The 21,596-nt window shown below is 40.1% G+C and carries 16 protein-coding genes, 1 tRNA gene and 1 riboswitch; of the genes, 13 read left to right on the top strand and 4 right to left on the bottom strand.

The genetic code is table 11. The annotated features are described in order from the left end of the window. The first annotated feature begins 46 nt into the window (after window positions 1-46). The 3 genes from EKB01_RS02945 (at window position 47) to EKB01_RS02935 (ending at window position 6,779) form a co-directional block, all read left to right on the top strand. Window positions 47-2,605: a pneumococcal-type histidine triad protein gene (locus EKB01_RS02945; RefSeq protein WP_061588157.1), complete on the top strand. Its 2,559-nt coding sequence runs from the start codon at window positions 47-49 to the stop codon at window positions 2,603-2,605. A gap of 195 nt (window positions 2,606-2,800) precedes the next feature. Continuing rightward, the gene (locus EKB01_RS02940) at window positions 2,801-3,718 is read left to right on the top strand and encodes a metal ABC transporter substrate-binding protein (RefSeq protein ID WP_033584184.1); all 918 of its coding nucleotides are present in this window, start codon (window positions 2,801-2,803) and stop codon (window positions 3,716-3,718) included. Window positions 3,719-3,725: 7 nt separating this feature from the next. Further along, a complete protein-coding gene (locus tag EKB01_RS02935) occupies window positions 3,726-6,779 on the top strand; it encodes a pneumococcal-type histidine triad protein (protein WP_167265627.1) in 3,054 nt (1,017 codons plus the stop codon). Between the two features lie 36 nt (window positions 6,780-6,815). On the opposite strand, the gene pepT is transcribed toward EKB01_RS02935, so the two are convergent. Then, window positions 6,816-8,039, bottom strand: coding sequence for a peptidase T (gene pepT, locus EKB01_RS02930; RefSeq protein ID WP_033584188.1), 1,224 nt, complete (start codon window positions 8,037-8,039; stop codon window positions 6,816-6,818). A gap of 358 nt (window positions 8,040-8,397) precedes the next feature. Between pepT and pitA the strand changes: the two genes are divergently transcribed. The 6 genes from pitA (at window position 8,398) to hemH (ending at window position 15,946) form a co-directional block, all read left to right on the top strand. Beyond that, complete coding sequence (pitA, locus tag EKB01_RS02925) at window positions 8,398-10,950, top strand: PI-2 pilus tip adhesin PitA (protein ID WP_109289991.1); 2,553 nt, start codon at window positions 8,398-8,400, stop codon at window positions 10,948-10,950. Next, on the top strand, window positions 10,950-11,501 hold the full coding sequence (gene sipA / locus EKB01_RS02920; RefSeq protein WP_033605637.1) for a PI-2 pilus system signal peptidase SipA: 552 nt from the start codon (window positions 10,950-10,952) through the stop codon (window positions 11,499-11,501). The genes pitA and sipA overlap by 1 nt, the downstream gene beginning before the upstream one ends. After that, window positions 11,501-12,808 (top strand): DUF5979 domain-containing protein, encoded by a 1,308-nt coding sequence (locus EKB01_RS02915; protein WP_025171513.1) that lies wholly within the window; start codon window positions 11,501-11,503, stop codon window positions 12,806-12,808. Before sipA ends, EKB01_RS02915 begins: the two co-directional genes overlap by 1 nt. A 16-nt stretch (window positions 12,809-12,824) precedes the next feature. Continuing rightward, entirely contained in the window at window positions 12,825-13,826 is a 1,002-nt protein-coding gene (gene srtB / locus EKB01_RS02910) for a class B sortase (RefSeq protein ID WP_000695085.1), read from the top strand. Window positions 13,827-13,901: 75 nt separating this feature from the next. Further along, the gene (gene srtB / locus EKB01_RS02905; protein ID WP_000858436.1) at window positions 13,902-14,774 is read left to right on the top strand and encodes a class B sortase; all 873 of its coding nucleotides are present in this window, start codon (window positions 13,902-13,904) and stop codon (window positions 14,772-14,774) included. A 77-nt stretch (window positions 14,775-14,851) separates the two neighbouring features. Continuing rightward, complete coding sequence (gene hemH, locus EKB01_RS02900; protein WP_167265625.1) at window positions 14,852-15,946, top strand: ferrochelatase; 1,095 nt, start codon at window positions 14,852-14,854, stop codon at window positions 15,944-15,946. A gap of 41 nt (window positions 15,947-15,987) precedes the next feature. On the opposite strand, the gene mscL is transcribed toward hemH, so the two are convergent. Both mscL and EKB01_RS02890 read right to left on the bottom strand, forming a co-directional pair. Continuing rightward, window positions 15,988-16,368: a large conductance mechanosensitive channel protein MscL gene (gene mscL, locus EKB01_RS02895; RefSeq protein WP_000910206.1), complete on the bottom strand. Its 381-nt coding sequence runs from the start codon at window positions 16,366-16,368 to the stop codon at window positions 15,988-15,990. Window positions 16,369-16,447: 79 nt separating this feature from the next. Next, a complete protein-coding gene (locus EKB01_RS02890) occupies window positions 16,448-16,885 on the bottom strand; it encodes a GtrA family protein (RefSeq protein WP_167265623.1) in 438 nt (145 codons plus the stop codon). Between the two features lie 28 nt (window positions 16,886-16,913). After that, a riboswitch (PreQ1 riboswitch) is annotated at window positions 16,914-17,010 on the top strand. Between EKB01_RS02890 and EKB01_RS02885 the strand changes: the two genes are divergently transcribed. From EKB01_RS02885 to dapA, 4 genes are all read left to right on the top strand, one after another. Then, on the top strand, window positions 17,008-17,517 hold the full coding sequence (locus tag EKB01_RS02885) for a QueT transporter family protein (protein ID WP_000737309.1): 510 nt from the start codon (window positions 17,008-17,010) through the stop codon (window positions 17,515-17,517). (Overlaps the previous riboswitch by 3 nt.) A gap of 105 nt (window positions 17,518-17,622) precedes the next feature. Further along, window positions 17,623-17,695 (top strand) — tRNA-Thr (locus EKB01_RS02880). Between the two features lie 402 nt (window positions 17,696-18,097). Next, window positions 18,098-19,174 (top strand): aspartate-semialdehyde dehydrogenase, encoded by a 1,077-nt coding sequence (locus EKB01_RS02875; protein ID WP_167265621.1) that lies wholly within the window; start codon window positions 18,098-18,100, stop codon window positions 19,172-19,174. A 54-nt stretch (window positions 19,175-19,228) separates the two neighbouring features. Further along, the gene (dapA, locus tag EKB01_RS02870; protein WP_167265619.1) at window positions 19,229-20,164 is read left to right on the top strand and encodes a 4-hydroxy-tetrahydrodipicolinate synthase; all 936 of its coding nucleotides are present in this window, start codon (window positions 19,229-19,231) and stop codon (window positions 20,162-20,164) included. A gap of 46 nt (window positions 20,165-20,210) precedes the next feature. On the opposite strand, the gene mnmE is transcribed toward dapA, so the two are convergent. Then, window positions 20,211-21,584, bottom strand: a complete 1,374-nt coding sequence (gene mnmE, locus EKB01_RS02865; protein WP_167265617.1) for a tRNA uridine-5-carboxymethylaminomethyl(34) synthesis GTPase MnmE — start codon at window positions 21,582-21,584, stop codon at window positions 20,211-20,213. Window positions 21,585-21,596: the final 12 nt, after the last annotated feature.

The raw sequence follows: 21,596 nt of genomic DNA, 5'->3' as shown, positions 1-21,596 counted from the left end.
TAGAAATGAATTGCAACTAGAAATATCAAAAAGAAAGAGAGTTTCGATGAAAATTAATAAAAAATACCTTGCTGGTTCTGCGGCAGCTTTAATTTTAAGTGTTTGCTCTTACGAGTTGGGACTGTATCAAGCCAGAACGGTCAAAGAAAATAACCGTGTGTCTTACGTTGATGGAAAACAGGCTGTGCAAAAAACAGAGAATCTGACTCCTGATGAGGTCAGCAAAAAAGAAGGCATCAATGCCGAACAAATCGTCATCAAGATTACAGACCAGGGATATGTCACTTCACACGGTGACCACTATCATTATTACAATGGTAAGGTTCCTTACGACGCTATCATCAGTGAAGAGTTGCTGATGAAGGATCCAAACTATACACTAAAAGATGAGGATATTGTCAGTGAAATCAAGGGTGGTTATGTCATCAAGGTAGATGGGAAATACTATGTCTACCTTAAGGATGCGGCCCATGCGGATAATGTCCGTACGAAAGAAGAAATCAATCGACAAAAACAAGAGCATAGTCAGCATCGTGAAGGAGGAACTTCAGCAAATGATGGTGCGGTAGCCTTGGCACGTTCACAAGGACGCTACACCACGGATGATGGCTACATCTTTAATGCCTCTGATATCATTGAAGATACTGGTGATGCTTACATCGTTCCTCATGGCGACCATTATCATTACATTCCTAAAAGTGAGTTATCAGCCAGCGAATTGGCTGCAGCAGAAGCCTTTCTATCTGGTAGAAGTGGTCAATCGAATACGCCTACTTATCGCCGTAGCAATAACAACAGTGCTAGCAGCGATGTAGATAGATGGACTCCATCCTATAATAATCAAGGCAACAGCTATAACAATCAAAGCAACAGCTATACGAACACGAACACAGCTAACAACAGTAGCGACGATAACCAAGCAAGTCAGAGTGATGAGGATATTGATAGCCTTCTGAAACAACTTTACGCCTTGCCACTCAGCCAACGACACGTAGAATCTGATGGCCTTGTCTTCGACCCAGCACAGATTACAAGTCGAACAGCTAGAGGAGTTGCTGTACCTCATGGGAACCATTACCATTTCATCCCTTATTCACAGATGTCTGAATTGGAAGAACGAATCGCTCGTATTATTCCTCTGCAGTACAGTTCGAACCATAGGGTGCCAGATTCAAGACCAGAACAACCAAGTCCACAACCGACTCCGGAACCTAGTCCAAGCCCGCAACCTGCACCAAATCCTCAACCATCTCCAAGCAATCCAATTGACGAAAAATTGGTCAAACAGGCAATTCGAAAAGTAGATGATGGTTATGTATTTGAGGAGAATGGAACATCTCGTTATATTCCTGCCAAGGAATTATCAGCTGAAACTACTGCAGCCATTGATAGTAAGCTAGCCAAGCAAGAAAGTTTAGCTCATAAGCTCGGAGCTAAGAAAACCAACCTCCCATCTGGTGATCAAGGATTTTATAATAAGGCTTATGATTTACTAGCAAGAGTTCATCAAGACTTACTTGATAATAAAGGGCGCCAAGCTGATTTTGACACTTTGGATAAACTGTTGGAACGTCTCAATGATACCTCAAGTGATAAAATCAAGTTGGTGGATGATATCCTGGCCTTCCTAGCACCGATTCGTCATCCAGAACGTCTAGGAAAACCAAATGCGCAAATTACCTACACTGATGATGAGATTCAGGTAGCCAAGTTGGCAGGCAAGTATACAACAGAAGATGGCTATATCTTTGATCCTCATGATATCACCAGTGATGAGGGGGATGCATATGTAACTCCGCATATGACCCATAGTCATTGGATTAAGAAAGATAGTTTGTCTGAAGCCGAAAGAGCGGCAGCCCAGGCTTATGCTAAAGAGAAAGGTTTGACTCCTCCTTCAACAGACCATCAGAATCCAGGAAATACTGAAGCTAAAGGAGCAGAAGCTATCTACAACCGCGTGAAAGCAGCTAAGAAGGTGCCGCTTGATCGTATGCCTTACAATCTCCAACATACCGTGGAAGTTAAAAACGGTAGTTTAATCATTCCTCATTATGATCATTACCATAACATCAAATTTGAGTGGTTTGACGAAGGACTTTATGAGGCACCTAAGGGTTATAGTCTAGAGGATCTCTTTGCGACTGTCAAGTACTATGTCGAACATCCAAACGAACGTCCGCATTCAGATAGTGGTTGGGGAAATGCAAGTGACCATGTTCAAAGAAACCAAAACGGTCAAGCTGATACCAATCAAACGGAAAAACCATCAGAGGAGAAACCTCGGACAGACAAACCTGAGGAAGAAAAACCTCGCGAAGAGAAGCCTCAAAGTGAGAAACCAGAATCTCCAAAACCAACTGAGAAGCCGGAGGAAGAATCACCAGAGGAACCAGAAGAACCTCAGGTCGAGACTGAAAAGGTTGAAGCGAAGTTGAGAGAGGCTGAAGAGCTACTTGCAAAGATCCAAGACCCCATTATCAAGTCCAATGCCAAAGAAACTCTCACTGGCTTAAAAAATAACCTGCTATTTGGTGCTCAGGATAACAATACCATTATGGCTGAAGCTGAAAAGTTGTTGGCTTTATTAAAGGAGAGCAAGTAAAGGTAGTAGCATTTTCTAGATCCTAAAAACAGGATAGGAGAACTAGAAAAGTTAAAATCGAAAATGAGAACAGAATGTAAGTTCTAGTTCTCATTTTTTTCATGAAAATATGTAAAATATCTTGACATATAGTGTAAATAAAGATAAACTATTTACTAGTTAATTGAATGGTTAAATACTAGTTAAGGAGTAACAATGAAAAAAAGAACATTTCTATTATTAGTGGTAGGTCTCTTGGTTCTTGTCTTAGGAGCATGTAGTCAAAAAGAAAAACAAGAAGCAAAAGGAATGAAGATTGTAACAAGTTTTTACCCAATCTATGCCATGGTCAAAGAGGTATCAGGTGACTTGAATGACGTACGGATGATTCAGTCAAGTAGTGGGATTCACTCCTTTGAACCGTCAGCAAATGACATTGCTGCTATCTATGACGCGGATGTCTTTGTCTACCATTCTCATACGCTCGAATCTTGGGCGGGAAGTCTAGATCCAAACTTAAAAAACTCAAAAGTTAAGGTTTTAGAAGCTTCTGAAGGAATGACGTTGGAGCGTGTACCAGGTTTGGAAGATGTTGAAGCTGGTGACGGCATCGATGAAAAAACACTCTACGACCCTCACACTTGGTTAGATCCAGAAAAAGCAGGTGAAGAGGCACAGATTATTGCAGACAAACTTTCGGAACTTGATAGTGCCAATAAGGAAACGTATCAAAAGAATGCTAAAAACTTTATTACTAAATCCCAAGAATTGACTAAGAAGTACCAGCCTATTTTTGAAAAAGCGAGTCAAAAGACCTTTGTTACGCAACACACAGCCTTTTCTTATCTCGCTAAACGGTTTGGATTGAAACAACTTGGTATAGCAGGGATTTCCCCTGAACAAGAGCCAAGTCCGAGACAGTTGACAGAAATCCAAGAATTTGTCAAAACTTATAATGTCAAAACCATCTTTACTGAGAGCAATGCGTCCTCTAAAGTTGCTGAAACCTTAGTCAAATCAACAGGAGTTAGTCTGAAAACTCTCAATCCTTTGGAAGCAGACCCTGAAAATGACAAAACTTACTTAGAAAATCTAGAAGAAAATATGAATGTTCTTGCAGAAGAATTAAAATGAGGAGATTATGAAAATTAAGAAAAAATATCTTGCAGCAGGATCGGCTCTAGTCCTTTCCTTAAGTCTTTGTATCTATGCATTAAATCAACACCAGGTAGAAGGAAACAAAGATAATAATCGTGTGTCTTATGTTGATGGGAAGCAAGACTCTCAAAAAACAGAGACCCAGACACCAGATCAAGTTAGCAAAAAAGAAGATATTCAGGCTGAGCAAATTGTCGTGAAAATCACCGATCAAGGTTATGTGACTTCACACGGTGATCATTTCCATTATTACAATGGGAAAGTTCCTTTTGACGCGATTTTCAGCGAAGAGCTTTTGATGAAAGATGCCAATTATCAACTGAAAGACGCTGACATTGTCAACGAAATCAAAGGTGGTTATATTATCAAGGTGGATGGCAAGTATTATGTCTACCTTAAAGATGCGGCTCATGCTGATAATATTCGTACGAAGGACGAAATTGAGCGCCAAAAACAAGATCATACTCATGATGCACCAACTTCTAACAGTGCAGTGGCGCTTGCTCAATCTCAAGGTCGTTATACTACAGATGATGGCTACATCTTTAATCCATCTGATATTATAGAAGATACTGGTGATGCTTATATCGTTCCTCATGGTGGACATTACCACTACATTCCAAAGAGTTCCTTGTCTGCTAGCGAATTGGCTGCTGCCCAAGCCTACCTCTCTGGAACTAGAAAACAAGCAAGTGTGACTAACTATCGTCCTAGTCCAAACGAAACTGGTCAAACTACCAACCCAAGTCAACAGGCTGAAGCACCAAGTAATCAAGTTGAGAGTCTTCAGAGTCTATTGCAACAGCTCTATGCTCTTCCAAGCACTCAACGTTATGCTGAATCAGATGGCTTGATTTTTGATCCTGCTAAGATTTCAAGTAGAACACCGAGTGGCGTAGCGATTCCTCATGGAAATCACTATCATTTTATTCCATATACAAAGCTTTCTGCTTTGGAAGAAAAGATTGCTCGTATGATTCCTTTAAATAGCGACAGTGGGAAGCCAACACCTTTGGAAAATCCAAGCAAACCAGCAGAACATCCAGCTCAACCAGAACATCCTCATGACCAAGACGGTGACCATGGAAGTCAGGATACCAACCATGAAGATCATGAACATGATGGAGAGGAGCATGACCATCATCACGGTGAAGAACATGATCATGGTTTTGCAGCTGACCGTGTTATTAGTGAAGATGAGCAAGGTTTTGTAGTTTCTCATGGAGATCACGCTCATTATTTCTTTAAGAAGGACTTGACTGCAGCCCAAATCAAAGCTGCCCAAGATCACTTGAAAGAAAATCATCAGCCGCAGCACGTTCAACCACTTGCAAAGACTGTGGAAAGTTTCTCAAGAGATGCTAGCGATGAAGAAAAAATCAAGTATATCTCACAGACCTACGGGGTTCCGCTCGAAGCGATTCGTATTTCAAATGGATTCTTTGTCTTTGGAAATCCGGATCAAGCCTATGATCCAACCCATATCCATCCCTATGCCGTTCGAAAAGAACATGTTCGTATTCCTCTCCAAACTGGAAATCCAGAACTGGATTTCCTAAATGAACTTTATACGACTGCCCTACGTGATGGGGTGTCTCCTTATAGTTTGCAAGTAGAAAATGGTAGTTTTGTGATTCCTCACGGAGACCACAATCACTACATCAAGGTTCAAACTAAGGGCTATGAAGTAGCTTTGAAAAATAAGATTCCGGCCCTACAATCGACCTATCAACCTGGAGCATTTGATGAACAAACTGTTCTATCTAAAGTGGATCAACTGTTAGCAGATAGCAGAAGTCTCTACAAAGACCAGCCAATCATGCAGAGACGTGTTGAACTTGCTTTGGGGCAGTTCACCGAAAATATGAAAAAACTGGCAACAAACTCAACTGCTGGATACCTAGCAGCCTTGGATCTCTTTGATAAACAGTATATCCATGTGGATCAAAGTGTGGCACCGGTTGAAACTTCACCTTTAGATAAGAAGTACCAAGCTCTAGTAGATAAGATCAATACATTGGATACAGATACTTATGGCTTGCCTAAGAAAGATCTTTTGGTACATTTGCAGGAAGCAAAACTAGCACAGGATGAGACAGAGTTGGCTGCCATTGAAGCGAAACTGCAGGCCTTGCAAGATTTCCGAGATCGGACCGGGGTTACAACAGTAGAGTACATCAAGTATTTCTATGAACATGTGTCTGATGGTCGTTTGAGAGAAGAACTTCGGAACCGTGTTGCCAAGTTGACATGGGAACTTTACCAGTCACAATCTTTCCTCAAAGCAACCGACTTGAACAAGCTATTCCCAACTATTTACCAAACTAAGCTAGAAGTAGAAGAAGCTCTCAAAGAAGAACCCGTATCTACAAAAGCTGGTAAGACTATTCTAGATACGGAAAAAGTAGATAGTCAAACTGCTAAGACAGCCATCTATGAATTCCTAAAAGAACTCTACGGTGATTTTATGCCAGAAGAGCGGGTTAGCCATGTTAAGAAGGAAGAAGTGGATGCTCTCCTAACTAAAGCTGCCCAACTCCTAGCACGTGTCAAAGAAGATGGTGTCAAACAATCCCTAGCTGAAGAAGCAGCTAATATCAAAGCGGCTACTGAAAAGGAAAATGCAGACCTTGACGAAGCTAAAACACAACTTGAGGATCTCTTGAATCGTATTGCAGCGACTATCCAACGAGAGAAAAAAGAAGCGGAACAAGATCCACAAACGGTGATCATCTACCAAAAACTCTATAATGTCTTGCTCTCTCTTCACAAGTACTTAGAGGATAACAAAGGAACAGATGCTGACTTTGAACGTGTTGATGCCCTATTTGATCAACTTGCAGCCAAAAGCAGTGATAAAGAAGGTCTCCTCACTCTAGCTAAAGAAATCATTAGCTTGAACCAGGAACTCCGTTCAAAAGCAAGTGAAACTGATAGCCAATCTAAGTCCGAGAAAGACAGTGAAACAGCTGCTTCTCAACCAACAGAAAAGCAAGCACAAAGTGAGTCTGAGCCAAATGCTCAACCAAACGAATAAAAAGAAAGGCGAAGTAGCTGAGCTACCTCGTCTTTTTTAGTCTTTATAAGATACAATGCCAATGATGGTATCCACCGCACGCTCCATAGTTTGAAGGCTGACGTATTCAAAACGTCCGTGCATGTTTTCACCACCTGCAAAGATATTTGGAGTTGGGATACCCATAAAGGAAATCTTAGAGCCATCTGTTCCGCCACGGATTGGTTCGATAATAGGCGTGATCCCTAAATCTTCCATAACAGCTTTAGCAATGGTAACAGGCGTCATGTCTTTCTCAATGACTTCCTTCATATTGTAGTACTGGTCGGTCAGAGTTAAGGTCACGCGATCATTCCCAAGTTCTTGATTCATCTTGTCAGCAATAGACTGCATAGCTGCTTTACGTGCTTCAAAGGAATCCTTTTCAAAGTCACGAATGATGTAGCTTGCACGCGCCTCCTCGACACTACCTGACACATCCATAAGATGATAGAAACCTTGGTAACCATCTGTCAGTTCAGGTCGGTCATTCTCTGGAAGTTGATTATGAAAATCAATCGCTAACTGTAAAGCGTTGACCATCTGTCCTTTAGCAGTACCAGGGTGAACATTGCGCCCTTGGAAATGGAGTTCAGCAGCAGCTGCTGAGAAAGTTTCGTATTGAAGCTCACCTAGCGGACCGCCATCAACAGTATAGGCAAAGTCAACATCAAAGTCTTCTGCATCAAATTGATTAGCACCGACACCAATTTCTTCATCTGGTCCAAAACCGACACGGATTTCACAGTGTTTGATTTCAGGGTGAGCAGTCAGATATTCGATAGCAGTCATAATTTCAGCAATCCCTGACTTGTCATCAGCCCCCAGCAAGGTCGTGCCATCAGTTGTGATAAGCGTTTGGCCTGTATATTTCTCAAGACTCTTAAAGTCAGCCGGATCTAGTTTAAATCCAGAATCACCTAAGTTGATAGCTTCACCATCGTAATTTTCGATGACTTGCGGATTAACACCCTCAGCATTAAAGTCAGCTGTATCCATGTGGGAGATAAATCCAATCTTACGTGTCAAGCTCGGATCATTAGCTGGCAAGGTCCCAATAGCAAAACCATTTGGTAGGTAGTAAACATTTTGCAGGCCGACACGTTTCATTTCAGGAAGAAGAACATTGGTCGCAAAATCTACCTGGCTCTGCGTACTTGGAGTAGTAGTAGAGTGTTCATCAGAACGCGTGTTGACCTTAACGTAGGTTAAAAAGCGTTCCAAAAGGTTCGGATAAGACATAAAAACTCCTTTTTTTATCATAAAATAGAATGCAAAACTTCGGAAAAATATGATTTGAGAAATTTCATGAATTTTGAAAAAATATAATAATTCAAATTCAGAAGACTTTCAAAAGAAATTTTCGAACAATTAGAATAAAATATATGCATCTTTATTTTATGAAATTTTTTACTATTTTTTCCATTTTACCACAGAAAACATTGAAAAACAAAGAAGAATCATACTTTTTTGCGATTTATAATAACATGTTTTCAAACACATTGATTGACATGAGTTCAACATTATTATATAATTAACCTATGGATGTTTCAGATTTATATAGTAACAGATTTAAACATATTCTAGTAAGGGAGATAGCATGAACATTCAATATGATTTTAAGAAAATTCAATGTTTCACTAGTCGTTTAGTTATCTTTCTAGCTATTCTTTTTTTGTGTGCACCGATTAATTCTTTACATGCAGATTCAACAACCGAACCTCAGACAACCCTTCGCAAAACGATTACTCCGATATCAGGGCAGGAAGACCAGTATGAATTGTCACTGGATATCACATCTAAACTGGGGACGGAGACCCAGTCAGAACCCTTGGATGTTGTCCTAGTCGCCGATCTTTCAGGAAGTATGGAAAATCAAGATGTGTGGTCTTACTCTAGTGGAAGATACATCAGTAGGATTGAAGCGTTAAAAAACACACTTCGTGGCACAAATAATCAAAAAGGTTTAATTGATACAATTCTTTCTAATTCTCAAAACCGTCTATCTATAGTTGGTTTTGCTGGAAAGATAGATAATCAATATGAAAGTTACAATTATAATTTGCGCCGATATTATAGGTGGCCAGATGACTTTGCTGGATATTATAGTTGGGCTGCTAAATATGATGATTCTAAACAAATTTTAGGATGGAGTAGTGATAGAAATGCGGCAATATCTTCAGTAAATGACATGTCAATACCTCAAAATGCTTCTCAAGGAATTGGTACTGGAACAAACATTGGAGCTGGTTTGTGGGAGGCAGATACACTCCTTAATAATGCGAGAAGCAATGCGAAAAAGGTTGTTATTTTACTATCAGATGGTTTCGCTAATATGTATTACGATAATCAAGGATATACAATATATAACTGGAATAATATCGATGCTAAAACAGAAACAGCTCCCGACTGGTTTAATGACTATCTCAAGCAATTCGTATTAGGGCTTTCATCAAGCTTAGCACCTAGAATTGATGGATTTTACTCGATTAAGTTTAGGTATACTAATAATAGAGACAGTATTTCCAATATTAAATCATACATAGGGCAATATAATCCCAATATTCCTAACGAAATATTTTCTGCAAATAATGAAAATGACTTGCAACAAAAATTTAAAGACATCACTGATAAAATTCTACCTTTAGGCGTACACCATGTGACTATTAAGGATGTACTATCCAAATATGTTCAATTATTACCTAATAGTTCTTCAGGTTTTCGTGTCGTCAAAATAAAGGATGGTAATGAGGAAGAACTGACAACTAATCAAGTGACGATTGAAAGTAAGAAGAGCGAACAGGGATTAGTGGAAGTAACAGCCAAGTTTGATCCGAGTTACACTTTGGAGGATGACGCCAAGTACGTTCTCAAGTTTACTGTCACCTCTACCCAAGAAGCCTTTGATGCGATTGCAGGTGATAAGACACTTACTAGTGATGATGCCGAAGGTGCCGATGCTACTAAACTCTATTCCAACAAGGGGGCAAGTGTTGCTTACTCCTATGGTATTGGGACTTCACATACCAAAACAAAAGACTATTCTGAGAAGCCCACTTTCAAGCCGTCAGATCCATTGGCGGTTCCTGTAGAGATTGAATGGAAAGGTGTGGATGGGAAATCAAATCCATCAGCAAATCGTCCACCTAGTGTCGAATTAAAATTAAACCAAAAGAAAGATGGAAGTACAAAGGATTCCTATCGAAAGGTCACTAGTTCAGTTCAAACGAATAGTTTTACTGAAAATGCTAGTTTTGCAAAGGTAGCCAAGGGATATGACTACGAACTGAAAGCACCAGACGCTCCGGGCTACACAGTCGAAGTTCAAAAGACAGGTACGAAAGAGAAACCATCCTTCAAAGTTATTTACCGACAGCTTCCAAGCCTCACCATAAAGAAAATCCTAGAAGGTGAGCAATCACCTAATAAGTCTTTCACAATTAATGTTACCCTTTCAGATAAGGATGGCAAACCGATTAACGGCAAGTTTGGGAATACAACAGTGACTAACGGGAAAGTACAGATTTCTCTCAAAAATGGTCAGGAAACTGTCCTCAAATACCTGCCTCGTGATACCCACTATAAGGTAGAAGAAGTAGAGACATCTAGAGCGGGATATCATGTTACCTATGAAAAACAAGAGGGAACCTTGTCAGAGGATGTTCAAACAATCGTCACCAACCACAGACTTCCGACACTTTCAGTTACAAAAAAAATTACAGGTGCCTTTGCTAATCTTTTGCAATCCTTTAAGATTACCATTAACGTAAAGGATGCGCAAAATAAACCATTGAATGGATCGTATAGTGCAATAGTAAATAATCAAAAAACAACCCTGAAATTTACAAATGGTAAGGCGACAGTCGATCTAAAGAAAGATAAAACTGTTAAGATTCTCGACCTTCCTCTAAATGCTCGTTACAGTATCGAAGAAGAAGCAAGTTCGTCTCGTGGATATCGGGTTTCTTATGAAAATAAAGAAGGCAAGCTTGATGGGGATAAGTCCGCGACGGTCACGAATAATAAAAACAGCGTACCTGAAACGGGAATTGACTTCTTGAGTAGCACTCTCATGCTTGGAGTCGTTCTTCCTCTAGGAGGAATCTTCTTTATCATCTTACTTGGTCACCTTGTGGTGAATAGGAGGAAGTGATGCTGCTTAAAAAGAAACATAAGAAACCAGTAACACAAGTCAATCGGGATAAGTCTCCGCCGAGTGTCTGGGGAGATATCCTATACTTAGTCAGTAAACTTCTGATGGTTGGATTTGTACTAGCCACCCTTTACTTTTTCGTCTTTGGACTATTAAGATACAATGACGATGGCATGAAGCCAGCCTTAAAAGATGGCGACCTGGTCGTCTATTATAGGTTGGATAAACGCTATTCGATTGGTGATTTGCTAGTCTATAGTTATAAAGGCAAGGAAAGAGTGGCGCGTGTCATAGCAACCGAAGGAAGTACAATCGATATAAACGAAAATGGTCTCATCATCAACGGTTCTCCTCAACAAGAGCAGGATATCTACAAAGAAACGCTGCTCTATAAGGAAGGGGCTACCTTCCCAATGAAAGTCCCAGCAGGACAACTCTTTGTCCTCGGAGACAATCGAACAACGGCTGTAGATAGTCGTGCTTTTGGAACCATTCCTATACAGGATACCCATGGCAAGGTGGTAACAGTCCTAAGGCGACGGGGCTTTTGATGATAATTTATGAAAAAAGAAATTTAAAAACAAAAGGAATAATCATGAAAAAAAGATTTTTGAAAAAATTAGTTACTGCAAGCATTGCAGCTGTAACCGCCTTGTCGGTCTTTAGAGGAGTTCCAACATTTGCGGATGATAATGATGTGGCAACTGCTAAAGCAACTGGTGAAACAAGTGCAAAAGTAGCTATTAATAAAACACTGAATATTGCTGAAGGAATTACAACACCGAAAGCGACTTTTAGGTTTACTTTTACTCCACAACCTGGAACTTCTTCAAATGATGCTCCTTATCAAATGGCTTCAAATTCGGAAAGTAATAAGGGATTCATTCCTGATCGTACGGTGACTTATTCGGAAGCTGATCGCTTAGCCAGTGGTCAATCAAGCATTAAAAAAGATACAGGTGACATTTTTGCTGGAGTTTCTTATGATCATGCAGGCGAGTATGTTTACCTCGTAAAGGAAACAGATAAAACTTATACACCTATTAAAGATAAAAATGATCAAGATATAGATGCTGTGAAATATGATACTCGCACTTATAAAATGCATGTAATTGTCAAAAATAAAGAAAATTCAGGTACCTTTATTTCTTCTGTTTACTTTAGAGAAGAGAATAAACCTGGCGCTGCTAAAGTTGCTCCATCTTCAAATTCAAATATTTTCAAATATGATTTATTTGAGAACACATATACTAAAAACGGAGGGAAAATTGATCCAACAGATCCTAAACACCCAAATGAACCAACAAAAGATATAACAGACAATGCAAAAAAATCCTTAACTATTCTAAAAAAAGTTGACGGAGGGACTGCGGATCGTACAAAAGATTTCCAATTTGAGATAACTGTAAAATTACCCAAAACAAATGAAACAGCAGTATCTCCTGTAACACAAATTACAGTTCATTATGGTGATAAAACTGAAAATGTTGATGTTGCTACCGATAAAGTCACATTTACTAAAACTTTTACTTTGAAGCATGGTCAAGAGTTTGCCATTGCTAATCTTCCAGCAGGTTCTCGTTATACTGTAAAAGAAACCGGAAGCAAAGGATATACCGCTACTTCTAAATATACTGAGAATGGTGAAAGTAAAACCAAATCAGATGGTACTCAAGCCCAAGATTATACAGTTGAAAATGTTCTTGTCGGTGAAAAATTGAACGACAACACTTTTACCAATAAATTCCAAGACGTTACCCCTACTGGTCTCTTGATTGACAATCTTCCCTTCATCTTGATGATTGGTCTTGGTTTGGCTGGATTTGTTGCTTTGTCTAAAAAACGCAGACAAGCTTAAGCAAGTGGTTTGACCGATGAAAATCAAGCGTGAGAAACCAAAAAAGAGTTTGTCTAGGCGGCTGGTCCTTGCTGTAGATGCATTGATGAATCATATCTTGCTCCTCTTGGCAGCCTTAGTCTTTCTCTTTGGTTTCTACGCCCTTTGGGATGCCAATCAGGTTTATTCTCAGGCTTCATCAAGTGAGTATGAGGCTTATAGACCTGTTAGTACCAGTGAGAAGGATGAGCTTGATAGTTTTTCTGGCTTTCACAAGCTACAGCAAGTCAATCCAGAGGTTCTCGGTTGGATCAATGTCTATGGCACCAATATCGACTATCCCTTAGTCCAAGCCAAAGACAATGAAAAATACCTGAACAAGGATTCCAAGGGAGAATTTGCAGCTACAGGAGCTATTTTCCTTGAGGCTCGAAATGAATCCAAATTCGAAGACTTTAATACCATCATCTACGGACACCATGTAGAAAATGGGGTTATGTTTGGAGATGTAGCGAAGTTTTCTGATAAGGAATTTTTTGACCAGCATCGCTACGGTAGTATTTACTATAATGGTGTTGAAAAAGGTCTTGAGATCTTTGAGATGCTCGAGGTGGACGCCTATGACTTTAACATCTACGATCCAGGTATTAATGGGGATAATCGGCGCCAAGAATATATCGATCACTTACTCTCGGTTGCCATCCACAAACGAGACATTACACTGGGGCCAAATGACCATATCATCCTTCTCAGTACCTGTTTCCTAGACGTAACAAATGGGAGACATATCGTAGTTGCCAAGATTACGGATACGGTTCCAAAGGACACCTTCCATACGAAAAAATCAAAACCATTCCCTTATAGTGTCTTTGATGATTCGTCGCTCGGACGATTTCTCTCATCGATTCCTTTGTGGATATGGTACATCATCTTGTTTATCTTGCTCTTGCTATTGATCTTCTTGCTCATCATCCTCTACTTGATCTTGCGTCGTAGAAAAGAAGCAAAGGAAGAAGGGGCAGATACCATTACTGACTAAACTACCAATAAAAGAGAAAGGGACAGCCTCTCTTGCTCTTTTATTTTCAAGGCTAGAGAGGAGAAAGAAGGAAATATGAAAACAAGTACGAGTCGCAAAGTTATAAAGGTCATTCTATCCCTCTTTCTAGCTTTTTTCTGTCTTTTTACAGCTGATAGAGTTCTTGCGAGTGACTACGATCATTATAATCCCATTGAAAAAGATGCCAGCAGTACGGGCTTTGAAACCTTGCAGCACCTCAACAAGGATGTTTGTGGTTGGATTAGCCTTGATGGAACCAAGGTAGACTATCCCCTCTTGCAGAGTCAGGACAATATCAAATACCTTGACCGCAATGCTTTTGGTGATTATACTGTGTCAGGCTCTATATTCCTAGACTATCGTTTTAACCCAAACTTTACTGACTTTAACACTATCATTTATGGTCACTCCATGGCTTCTGGAGCTATGTTTGGGGAGATTCAAAAATTTGCGGATCAAGATTTTTTTGAAAAGCATCGCTATGGCTCTATCTACTACAATGGTCGAGAACGTGGTCTTGAGATATTTGGGATTTTAGAAGTAGATGCATATGACACGGAGATTTACCGAACCTTGAGTTCCAACGACGAGGAACACCAGGCTTACTATCAATATCTGCTAAGTAAAGCTAAGTACAAGCGAGATGTTTCTTTGACTTCAACGGACAAGATTGTTTTGTTAAGCACCTGTTTCCTTAATATTACCAACGGACGACATATCCTCTTAGCTAAAATAACAGATGCACCAGTAAAAACAGCACAGGATAAAAGTGGAGAAGCAGTGGGGACGCGGTATTTCGATCAAGGGATTCCAACGCATTGGATTTATATCCTTGCCTTTCTTCTCCTGATTATCGTTATTTTGCTTCTTGTTGTTATCATCCTAATCATGAGACGAGATAAAAAGACTAAAGAACAAAAGAAATAGTAGACGTCGGAAGCGTTTACTATTTTTTTCTTTCATGATAGAATAGATAGTGAAAATAATATCATAAGGATGATAACATGAAAAAAGCTATATTAATGATGACCTTTGGATCACCAGAGGAGATTAGTTTTGAAGGAGTAGCAGAATTTTTTACAAATATTCGTCGTGGTGTTAGACCCCAAGACCACGAGATTCAGACCCTCTATGACAACTACGTCCTTATCGGTGGGACGCCCTTGCAGCCGATTACAAGGGAAGAAGTTGCTTTAGTAAGAGAAAGCTTAGGGGTGGAGTACGGTATCTACTTTGCCAATAAATTTTCTCGTCCCTTTATTCCAGACGTGATCAAGCAGATGGAAACTGATGGTGTTGAAGAATGTATCTGCTTGATTTTGGAACCTCATTATTCTTTTTACTCAGTCATGGGGTATGAAAAGTTTCTGGAAAGCCAGCAGATCCGATTTTTAGTTATTAAGAACTGGTATCAACAACAGCCTTTGCTGGACTTCTGGACAGATGAGATTAGAAAAATTTTACGAAATCAGGTGGGAGAAGAATCTTTCAAGGTAATCTTTTCAGCTCACAGTGTTCCCATTTTTGCCTTAGACTATGGAGATCCTTATATCGATCAGATTTTCGATAATAGCAAGCTAATTGCTGAACAACTCGGCCTAACAGCCGACCAGTATACCAATACTTGGCAGAGCGAAAGCGATATTGGAATCCCTTGGATCAAGCCAGATGTCTTAGAATATTTACGAGAACAAAAGCAACATCCAGAACATTATATTTTTATTCCGATTAGTTTTATCAGTGAGCACATCGAAGTCTTGTTTGATAATGATGTGGAATGTTATGATTTGTGTCAAAAAATAGGTGTCACCTACCATCGTCCACCTATGCCCAATACGGATAGCCGTTTAATTGACGCTTTAGTTGCTACTGTAAGAGCCAATGAACACAAAGAATTTAAAGCTTTTCTTCCAGAAGAAGAAACCTTCGATGAGTTAGCACCGTCAGCAACTACAAAGGATATTATGGAGGAGACAGACGACCTTCAGATGCCAGAATTTGTCAAAAAACTCATTGAGAAAAAAGGCCGTGAGAATGTGAAGATGCCTTACTTGATTAAGAAAATGCTCGAAAAGGCTGGGAAGTTACCAAAAGAGTAAAGAAAAAAGGATTTAGCTTTAAGCTAGATCCTTTATCTGTTTTATTTTTTCTCAAGAAGAGCTTTGATTTCTTGAAGAACTTCAAGTTCAGTTGGAGCAGCAGGTGCTTCCTCAACCACTTCCTCTTTCTTACGAAGGTTTTGCGCTTTTTCCATAGCTTTAATAACGAAGAAAAGCACAGTACCTACAACGAGAAAGTTGATAATAGCACTCAAGAATTTACCATATGTAACACCATTCCATGCAAGCTCAGCGATGTTTTGTACTTTCGCAGCTTCCAAAGCTGGGTTCAATAGAAGTGGAGTGATGATATCATTAACAAATGAAGTAACGATAGCACCAAAAGCAGAGGCAATGATTACACCGACAGCAAGGTCAACAACATTACCACGAAGCAAGAATTCTTTTAAATCCTTTAACATTTTCATAATGTCCTTTCCTAAATTTCTAATTTATTATATCCTAAAATGTGACAAAAAGCAACTTGAATCCTCAAAGTGGTCAGTTGCTCCTTTTAAAAATATAGATTTTACTGAAAATGTAGTTTAAAATGATGATCAAAATTTGTGCTAGAATAGTTTCAACAGTATTAACCCTATCTATATTCTGTTCGACAAACTGGCCAATAATATCAGGAAAGGTTGTAACAAAGATATAAGTTAAAAGAACGTCAAGACCAAGAGTAGAGAGACGAGCTAAGAAAAACTTAGCCAGACGGGTTAGCCAATTTCTTCTCTCTTGTTTAAAGACGATTGTATCATTTGTGAGAAAGGCAAAGAGAATCCCGATAAGATTTGCGAGTACGGTTGCCAGGATTTCCTGGTGGCTGATGTGATAAATAACCAAACGCGATAAGATAGAAACCAGAGTAGTAGCAGCACCGAAAAATAGGTAGGAGAGGATTTCGTTATCGAAGAATGCCTTTATTATTCTTTTCATGGTTTTAGTATAGCATAAAGTCCTATATTGTGCTATACTGGTAAGGTTGATAGTCTCAACCCTTGGTGCTTAGCTTCTTTCACCAAGCATATTTTACGCGGGAAACCGCTAAAGGAGAAAACATGAAAAAATTAACTGTTCGTGATATGGCGGATATCGCTATTGTCGCTGCTATTTATGTGGTTTTGACCATTACCCCACCGCTGAATGCCATTAGCTACGGCGCCTACCAGTTCCGTATTTCAGAGATGATGAATTTCTTGGCCTTTTACAATCCTAAATATATCATCGGTGTGACGATTGGTTGTATGATTGCAAATTTCTTTAGCTTTGGTCCAATAGATGTCTTTGTCGGCGGGGGCTCTACCCTAGTTTTCCTAAGTCTAGGTGTATGGCTTTTTAGCAAGTACAAGAAAGACTATCTGTTTAATGGTTTGATTCGAAAAGATCATTTCTTCTTTTCAATCCTCTTTTCTATTTCAATGATTACCATCGCAGCAGAACTCTATATTGTTGCAGAAGCCCCATTCTTCTTTACATGGTTCTCTACGGGGATTGGTGAGTTTGCATCACTTATCGTAGGTGCTATTTTAATCGGAAAATTAGGGCGCCGAATCGATCTAACAAGATAAGAAGTTTATAAGCTAGATTCTTGCTAAATCTAGCTTTTTTCATTCCATAAAATTAAAAGAGAGCGCTTGACAAGAACATAGAACTATAGTATACTTTTTAGGTAAGCTGATTTAGCTCAGTTGGCAGAGCGCATCCATGGTAAGGATGAGGTCGCCGGTTCAATCCCGGCAATTAGCATGAAATAGACAGAAAAGCCCTTGATTTACAAGGGTTTTTGTTATGTCTGCCTCAAATCTGCCCCAAATTTTTCAAAGATATTTCTTAAGCACCTATATAAATGAAGCAAAGAGTTTTGGCTGTTGACAAAAGTGACTCTATCTAGTAGAATAGTAGATGCGATGAGTCGATAGGTAGTCTTCGGACTGCTATTGAGCATAAGGAGGTCATAACGCAGGAGCGGATCTTGATGAGTTGTGTGAACCTGCTCATCACATGAAGATGCCTCTTAGTCCCTGGTCGAATGGCTAGGGATTTTTAGTTTTCAGAAAATATAGTCTAAAAATACTTTTCAATTTCTGTAAAAAGTAGTATAATACATCTATTATAGAAATTTTTAGAAAATTCCGAAAGAGGTTATTTATGGGATATACAGTTGCTGTAGTCGGCGCGACAGGTGCTGTCGGAGCTCAGATGATAAAAATGTTGGAAGAATCAACACTTCCAATCGATAAAATTCGTTACCTTGCTTCTGCACGTTCAGCAGGCAAAACTTTGAAATTTAAAGACCAAGATATTACGATTGAAGAGACAACTGAGACAGCTTTTGAGGGTGTTGATATTGCACTCTTCTCAGCAGGTGGTTCGACATCAGCTAGGTATGCACCATACGCAGTTCAAGCTGGAGCGGTAGTAGTAGATAACACATCTTATTTCCGTCAAAATCCAGATGTTCCTTTGGTTGTTCCAGAGGTCAATGCTCATGCACTTGATGCCCACAACGGGATTATTGCCTGCCCTAACTGTTCAACAATCCAAATGATGGTGGCTCTTGAGTCAGTTCGTCAAAAATGGGGCTTGGATCGTATCATCGTTTCAACTTACCAAGCGGTCTCAGGTGCTGGTATGGGAGCGATCCTTGAAACACAACGTGAACTTCGTGAAGTCTTGAATGACGGTGTGAATCCACGTGATTTGCATGCGGAAATTTTGCCTTCAGGTGGTGATAAGAAACACTATCCTATCGCCTTTAACGCTCTTCCACAAATCGATGTCTTTACTGACAATGATTACACTTACGAAGAGATGAAGATGACCAAGGAAACGAAGAAAATCATGGAAGATGATAGCATCGCAGTATCTGCAACATGTGTTCGTATTCCAGTCTTGTCAGCTCACTCTGAGTCTGTTTACATTGAAACAAAAGAAGTGGCACCAATCGAAGAAGTCAAAGCAGCCATCGCAGCCTTTCCAGGTGCTGTTCTTGAGGATGACGTAGCGCACCAAATCTATCCTCAAGCTGTCAATGCAGTGGGTTCGCGTGATACTTTTGTTGGTCGTATCCGTAAAGACTTGGACGCTGAAAAAGGAATCCACATGTGGGTTGTTTCAGACAACCTTCTTAAAGGTGCTGCTTGGAACTCAGTTCAGATTGCAGAAACGCTTCACGAACGTGGATTGGTTCGTCCAACAGCTGAATTGAAATTTGAATTAAAATAGTCATATCGTTTAGGAGTTCAGATGAACTCCTTCTTTGAATAGAGAGGTGTTTTCATGTCTTATCAAGATTTAAAAGAGTGTAAAATCATCACAGCCTTCATTACCCCTTTCCATGAGGATGGTTCCATCAACTTTGATGCCATTCCAGCCTTGATTGAGCATTTATTGGCCCATCACACAGACGGCATTCTCCTAGCTGGAACGACTGCTGAGAGTCCAACTTTGACTCACGATGAAGAGTTGGAACTCTTTGCAGCTGTACAAAAGATTGTCAATGGACGCGTTCCTTTGATTGCAGGTGTAGGTACCAATGATACACGTGACTCCATCGAGTTTGTCAAAGAAGTCGCAGAATTTGGCGGTTTCGCAGCTGGACTTGCGATCGTACCATACTACAACAAACCTTCTCAAGAAGGAATGTACCAGCACTTTAAAGCGATTGCAGATGCTTCTGACTTGCCTATTATCATCTATAACATTCCAGGGCGTGTAGTAGTGGAATTAACTCCAGAAACCATGCTTCGCTTGGCTGACCATCCAAATATCATCGGTGTTAAAGAATGTACCAGCTTGGCAAATATGGCTTACTTGATTGAGCACAAGCCAGAAGAGTTCTTGATCTATACTGGTGAGGATGGAGACGCTTTCCATGCTATGAATCTTGGTGCGGATGGGGTTATTTCTGTTGCCTCCCATACAAATGGAGATGAGATGCACGAGATGCTCACTGCCATTGCAGAAAGCGATATGAAGAAAGCAGCAGCTATTCAACGTAAATTCATCCCTAAAGTCAATGCCCTCTTCTCTTATCCAAGTCCTGCACCTGTTAAGGCAGTTTTGAACTACATGGGATTTGAAGCTGGTCCAACTCGCCTACCTCTTGTTCCAGCACCAGAAGAAGATGCTAAACGCATTATCAAGGTTGTCGTAGATGGCGACTACGAGGCGACTAAGGCAACTGTAACAGGCGTCCTTAGACCAGATTACTAATAAAGACAATAAAATCCATGACCGCAAGAACGATCATGGATTTTTCTTATTTTCCTAAACAGAATTGGCTAAAGAGTTGGGTAATGAGTTCATCAGGTGCGGCATCTCCAGTGATTTCTCCGAGAATTTCCCAAGTACGAGTCAAGTCAACTTGCAACAAATCAACTGGCATCCCCAGTTCCAGACCTTCATTAACAGCTTGTAAGCTTTCAACGGCCTTTTCAATCAAGGAAATATGACGGGCATTTGACAAGTAAGTAGCATCTTGCTCAACCAAACCAGCATTTTCAAAGAAGAGGTTGTTGATTCTCTCTTCAATCTTATCGATGTTTTGATTTTTAAGGACTGAAATACGGATGACATCTTCTGGTAGTTCAGAAGTTTCAATCGCTTCAGGAAGATCAGTTTTATTAAGTAGAATAATACGATTGGTGTCCTGACTGATTTCTAAGAGTTGTCTGTCTTGTGCTGTTAGTGGTTCACTAGCATTTAGCACTAGTAGTACCAAGTCAGCTTCCTTGAGGGCTTTTCTCGAACGCTCGACACCGATTTGTTCCACGATGTCATCTGTTTCCCGAATACCAGCTGTATCAATCAATTTGAGAGGAACCCCGTTAATGTTGACGTATTCTTCGATAACATCTCGTGTCGTACCAGCGATGTCTGTTACGATGGCCTTATCTTCACGCAGGAGATTGTTGAGAAGACTGGATTTCCCAACGTTGGGACGGCCAATGATAGCTGTTGAAATTCCTTCGCGAAGGATCTTACCGCGACGAGCTGTTCTAAGGAGATTGGTTAGCAATTGTTCAAACTCCATAGTCTTATCGCGGACAACAGCAGTAGTAGCTTCCTCAACATCATCATACTCAGGATAGTCGATATTGACCTCTACTTGGGCAAGTGTATTGAGGATTTCTTGGCGAGTATTATTAATGAGGTCAGAAAGAGAACCGTCCAATTGTTTGACTGCAATATTCATGGCCTTATCTGTCTTGGCACGGATAATGTCCATTACCGCCTCAGCCTGTGTTAAGTCCACACGACCGTTTAGAAAGGCACGCTTGGTAAATTCACCCGGTTCAGCCAATCGAGCTCCTTCACGGATAGCTAGCTGGAGAATCTCATTGGTCACCGCAATCCCACCGTGGGTGTTAATCTCGATAATGTCCTCACGAGTGAAGGTCTTTGGAGATTTCATGGCCCCAACCATAACCTCGTCCATAACCTTACCAGTTTGAGGGTCAACAATGTGACCGTAGTTAAGAGTGTGGCTGGCAACCTTACTCAAATCCTTGCCTTTAAAAATCTTTTGCGCAATGGCAAAACTGTCAGTTCCGCTCAAACGGACAATACCAATGGCTCCTTCACCTAGTGGAGTAGAGATAGCAGCGATGGTATCAAATTCACGTGTAATCATACTAATTCCTTT

The sequence above is a fragment of the Streptococcus sp. CCUG 71758 genome (assembly GCF_011714815.1).
GTDB classification, from domain to species: Bacteria; Bacillota; Bacilli; order Lactobacillales; family Streptococcaceae; genus Streptococcus; species Streptococcus halitosis.
Note: the sequence above shows the minus strand (reverse complement) of the source record. Positions and strands in the feature narration are given on the sequence as shown.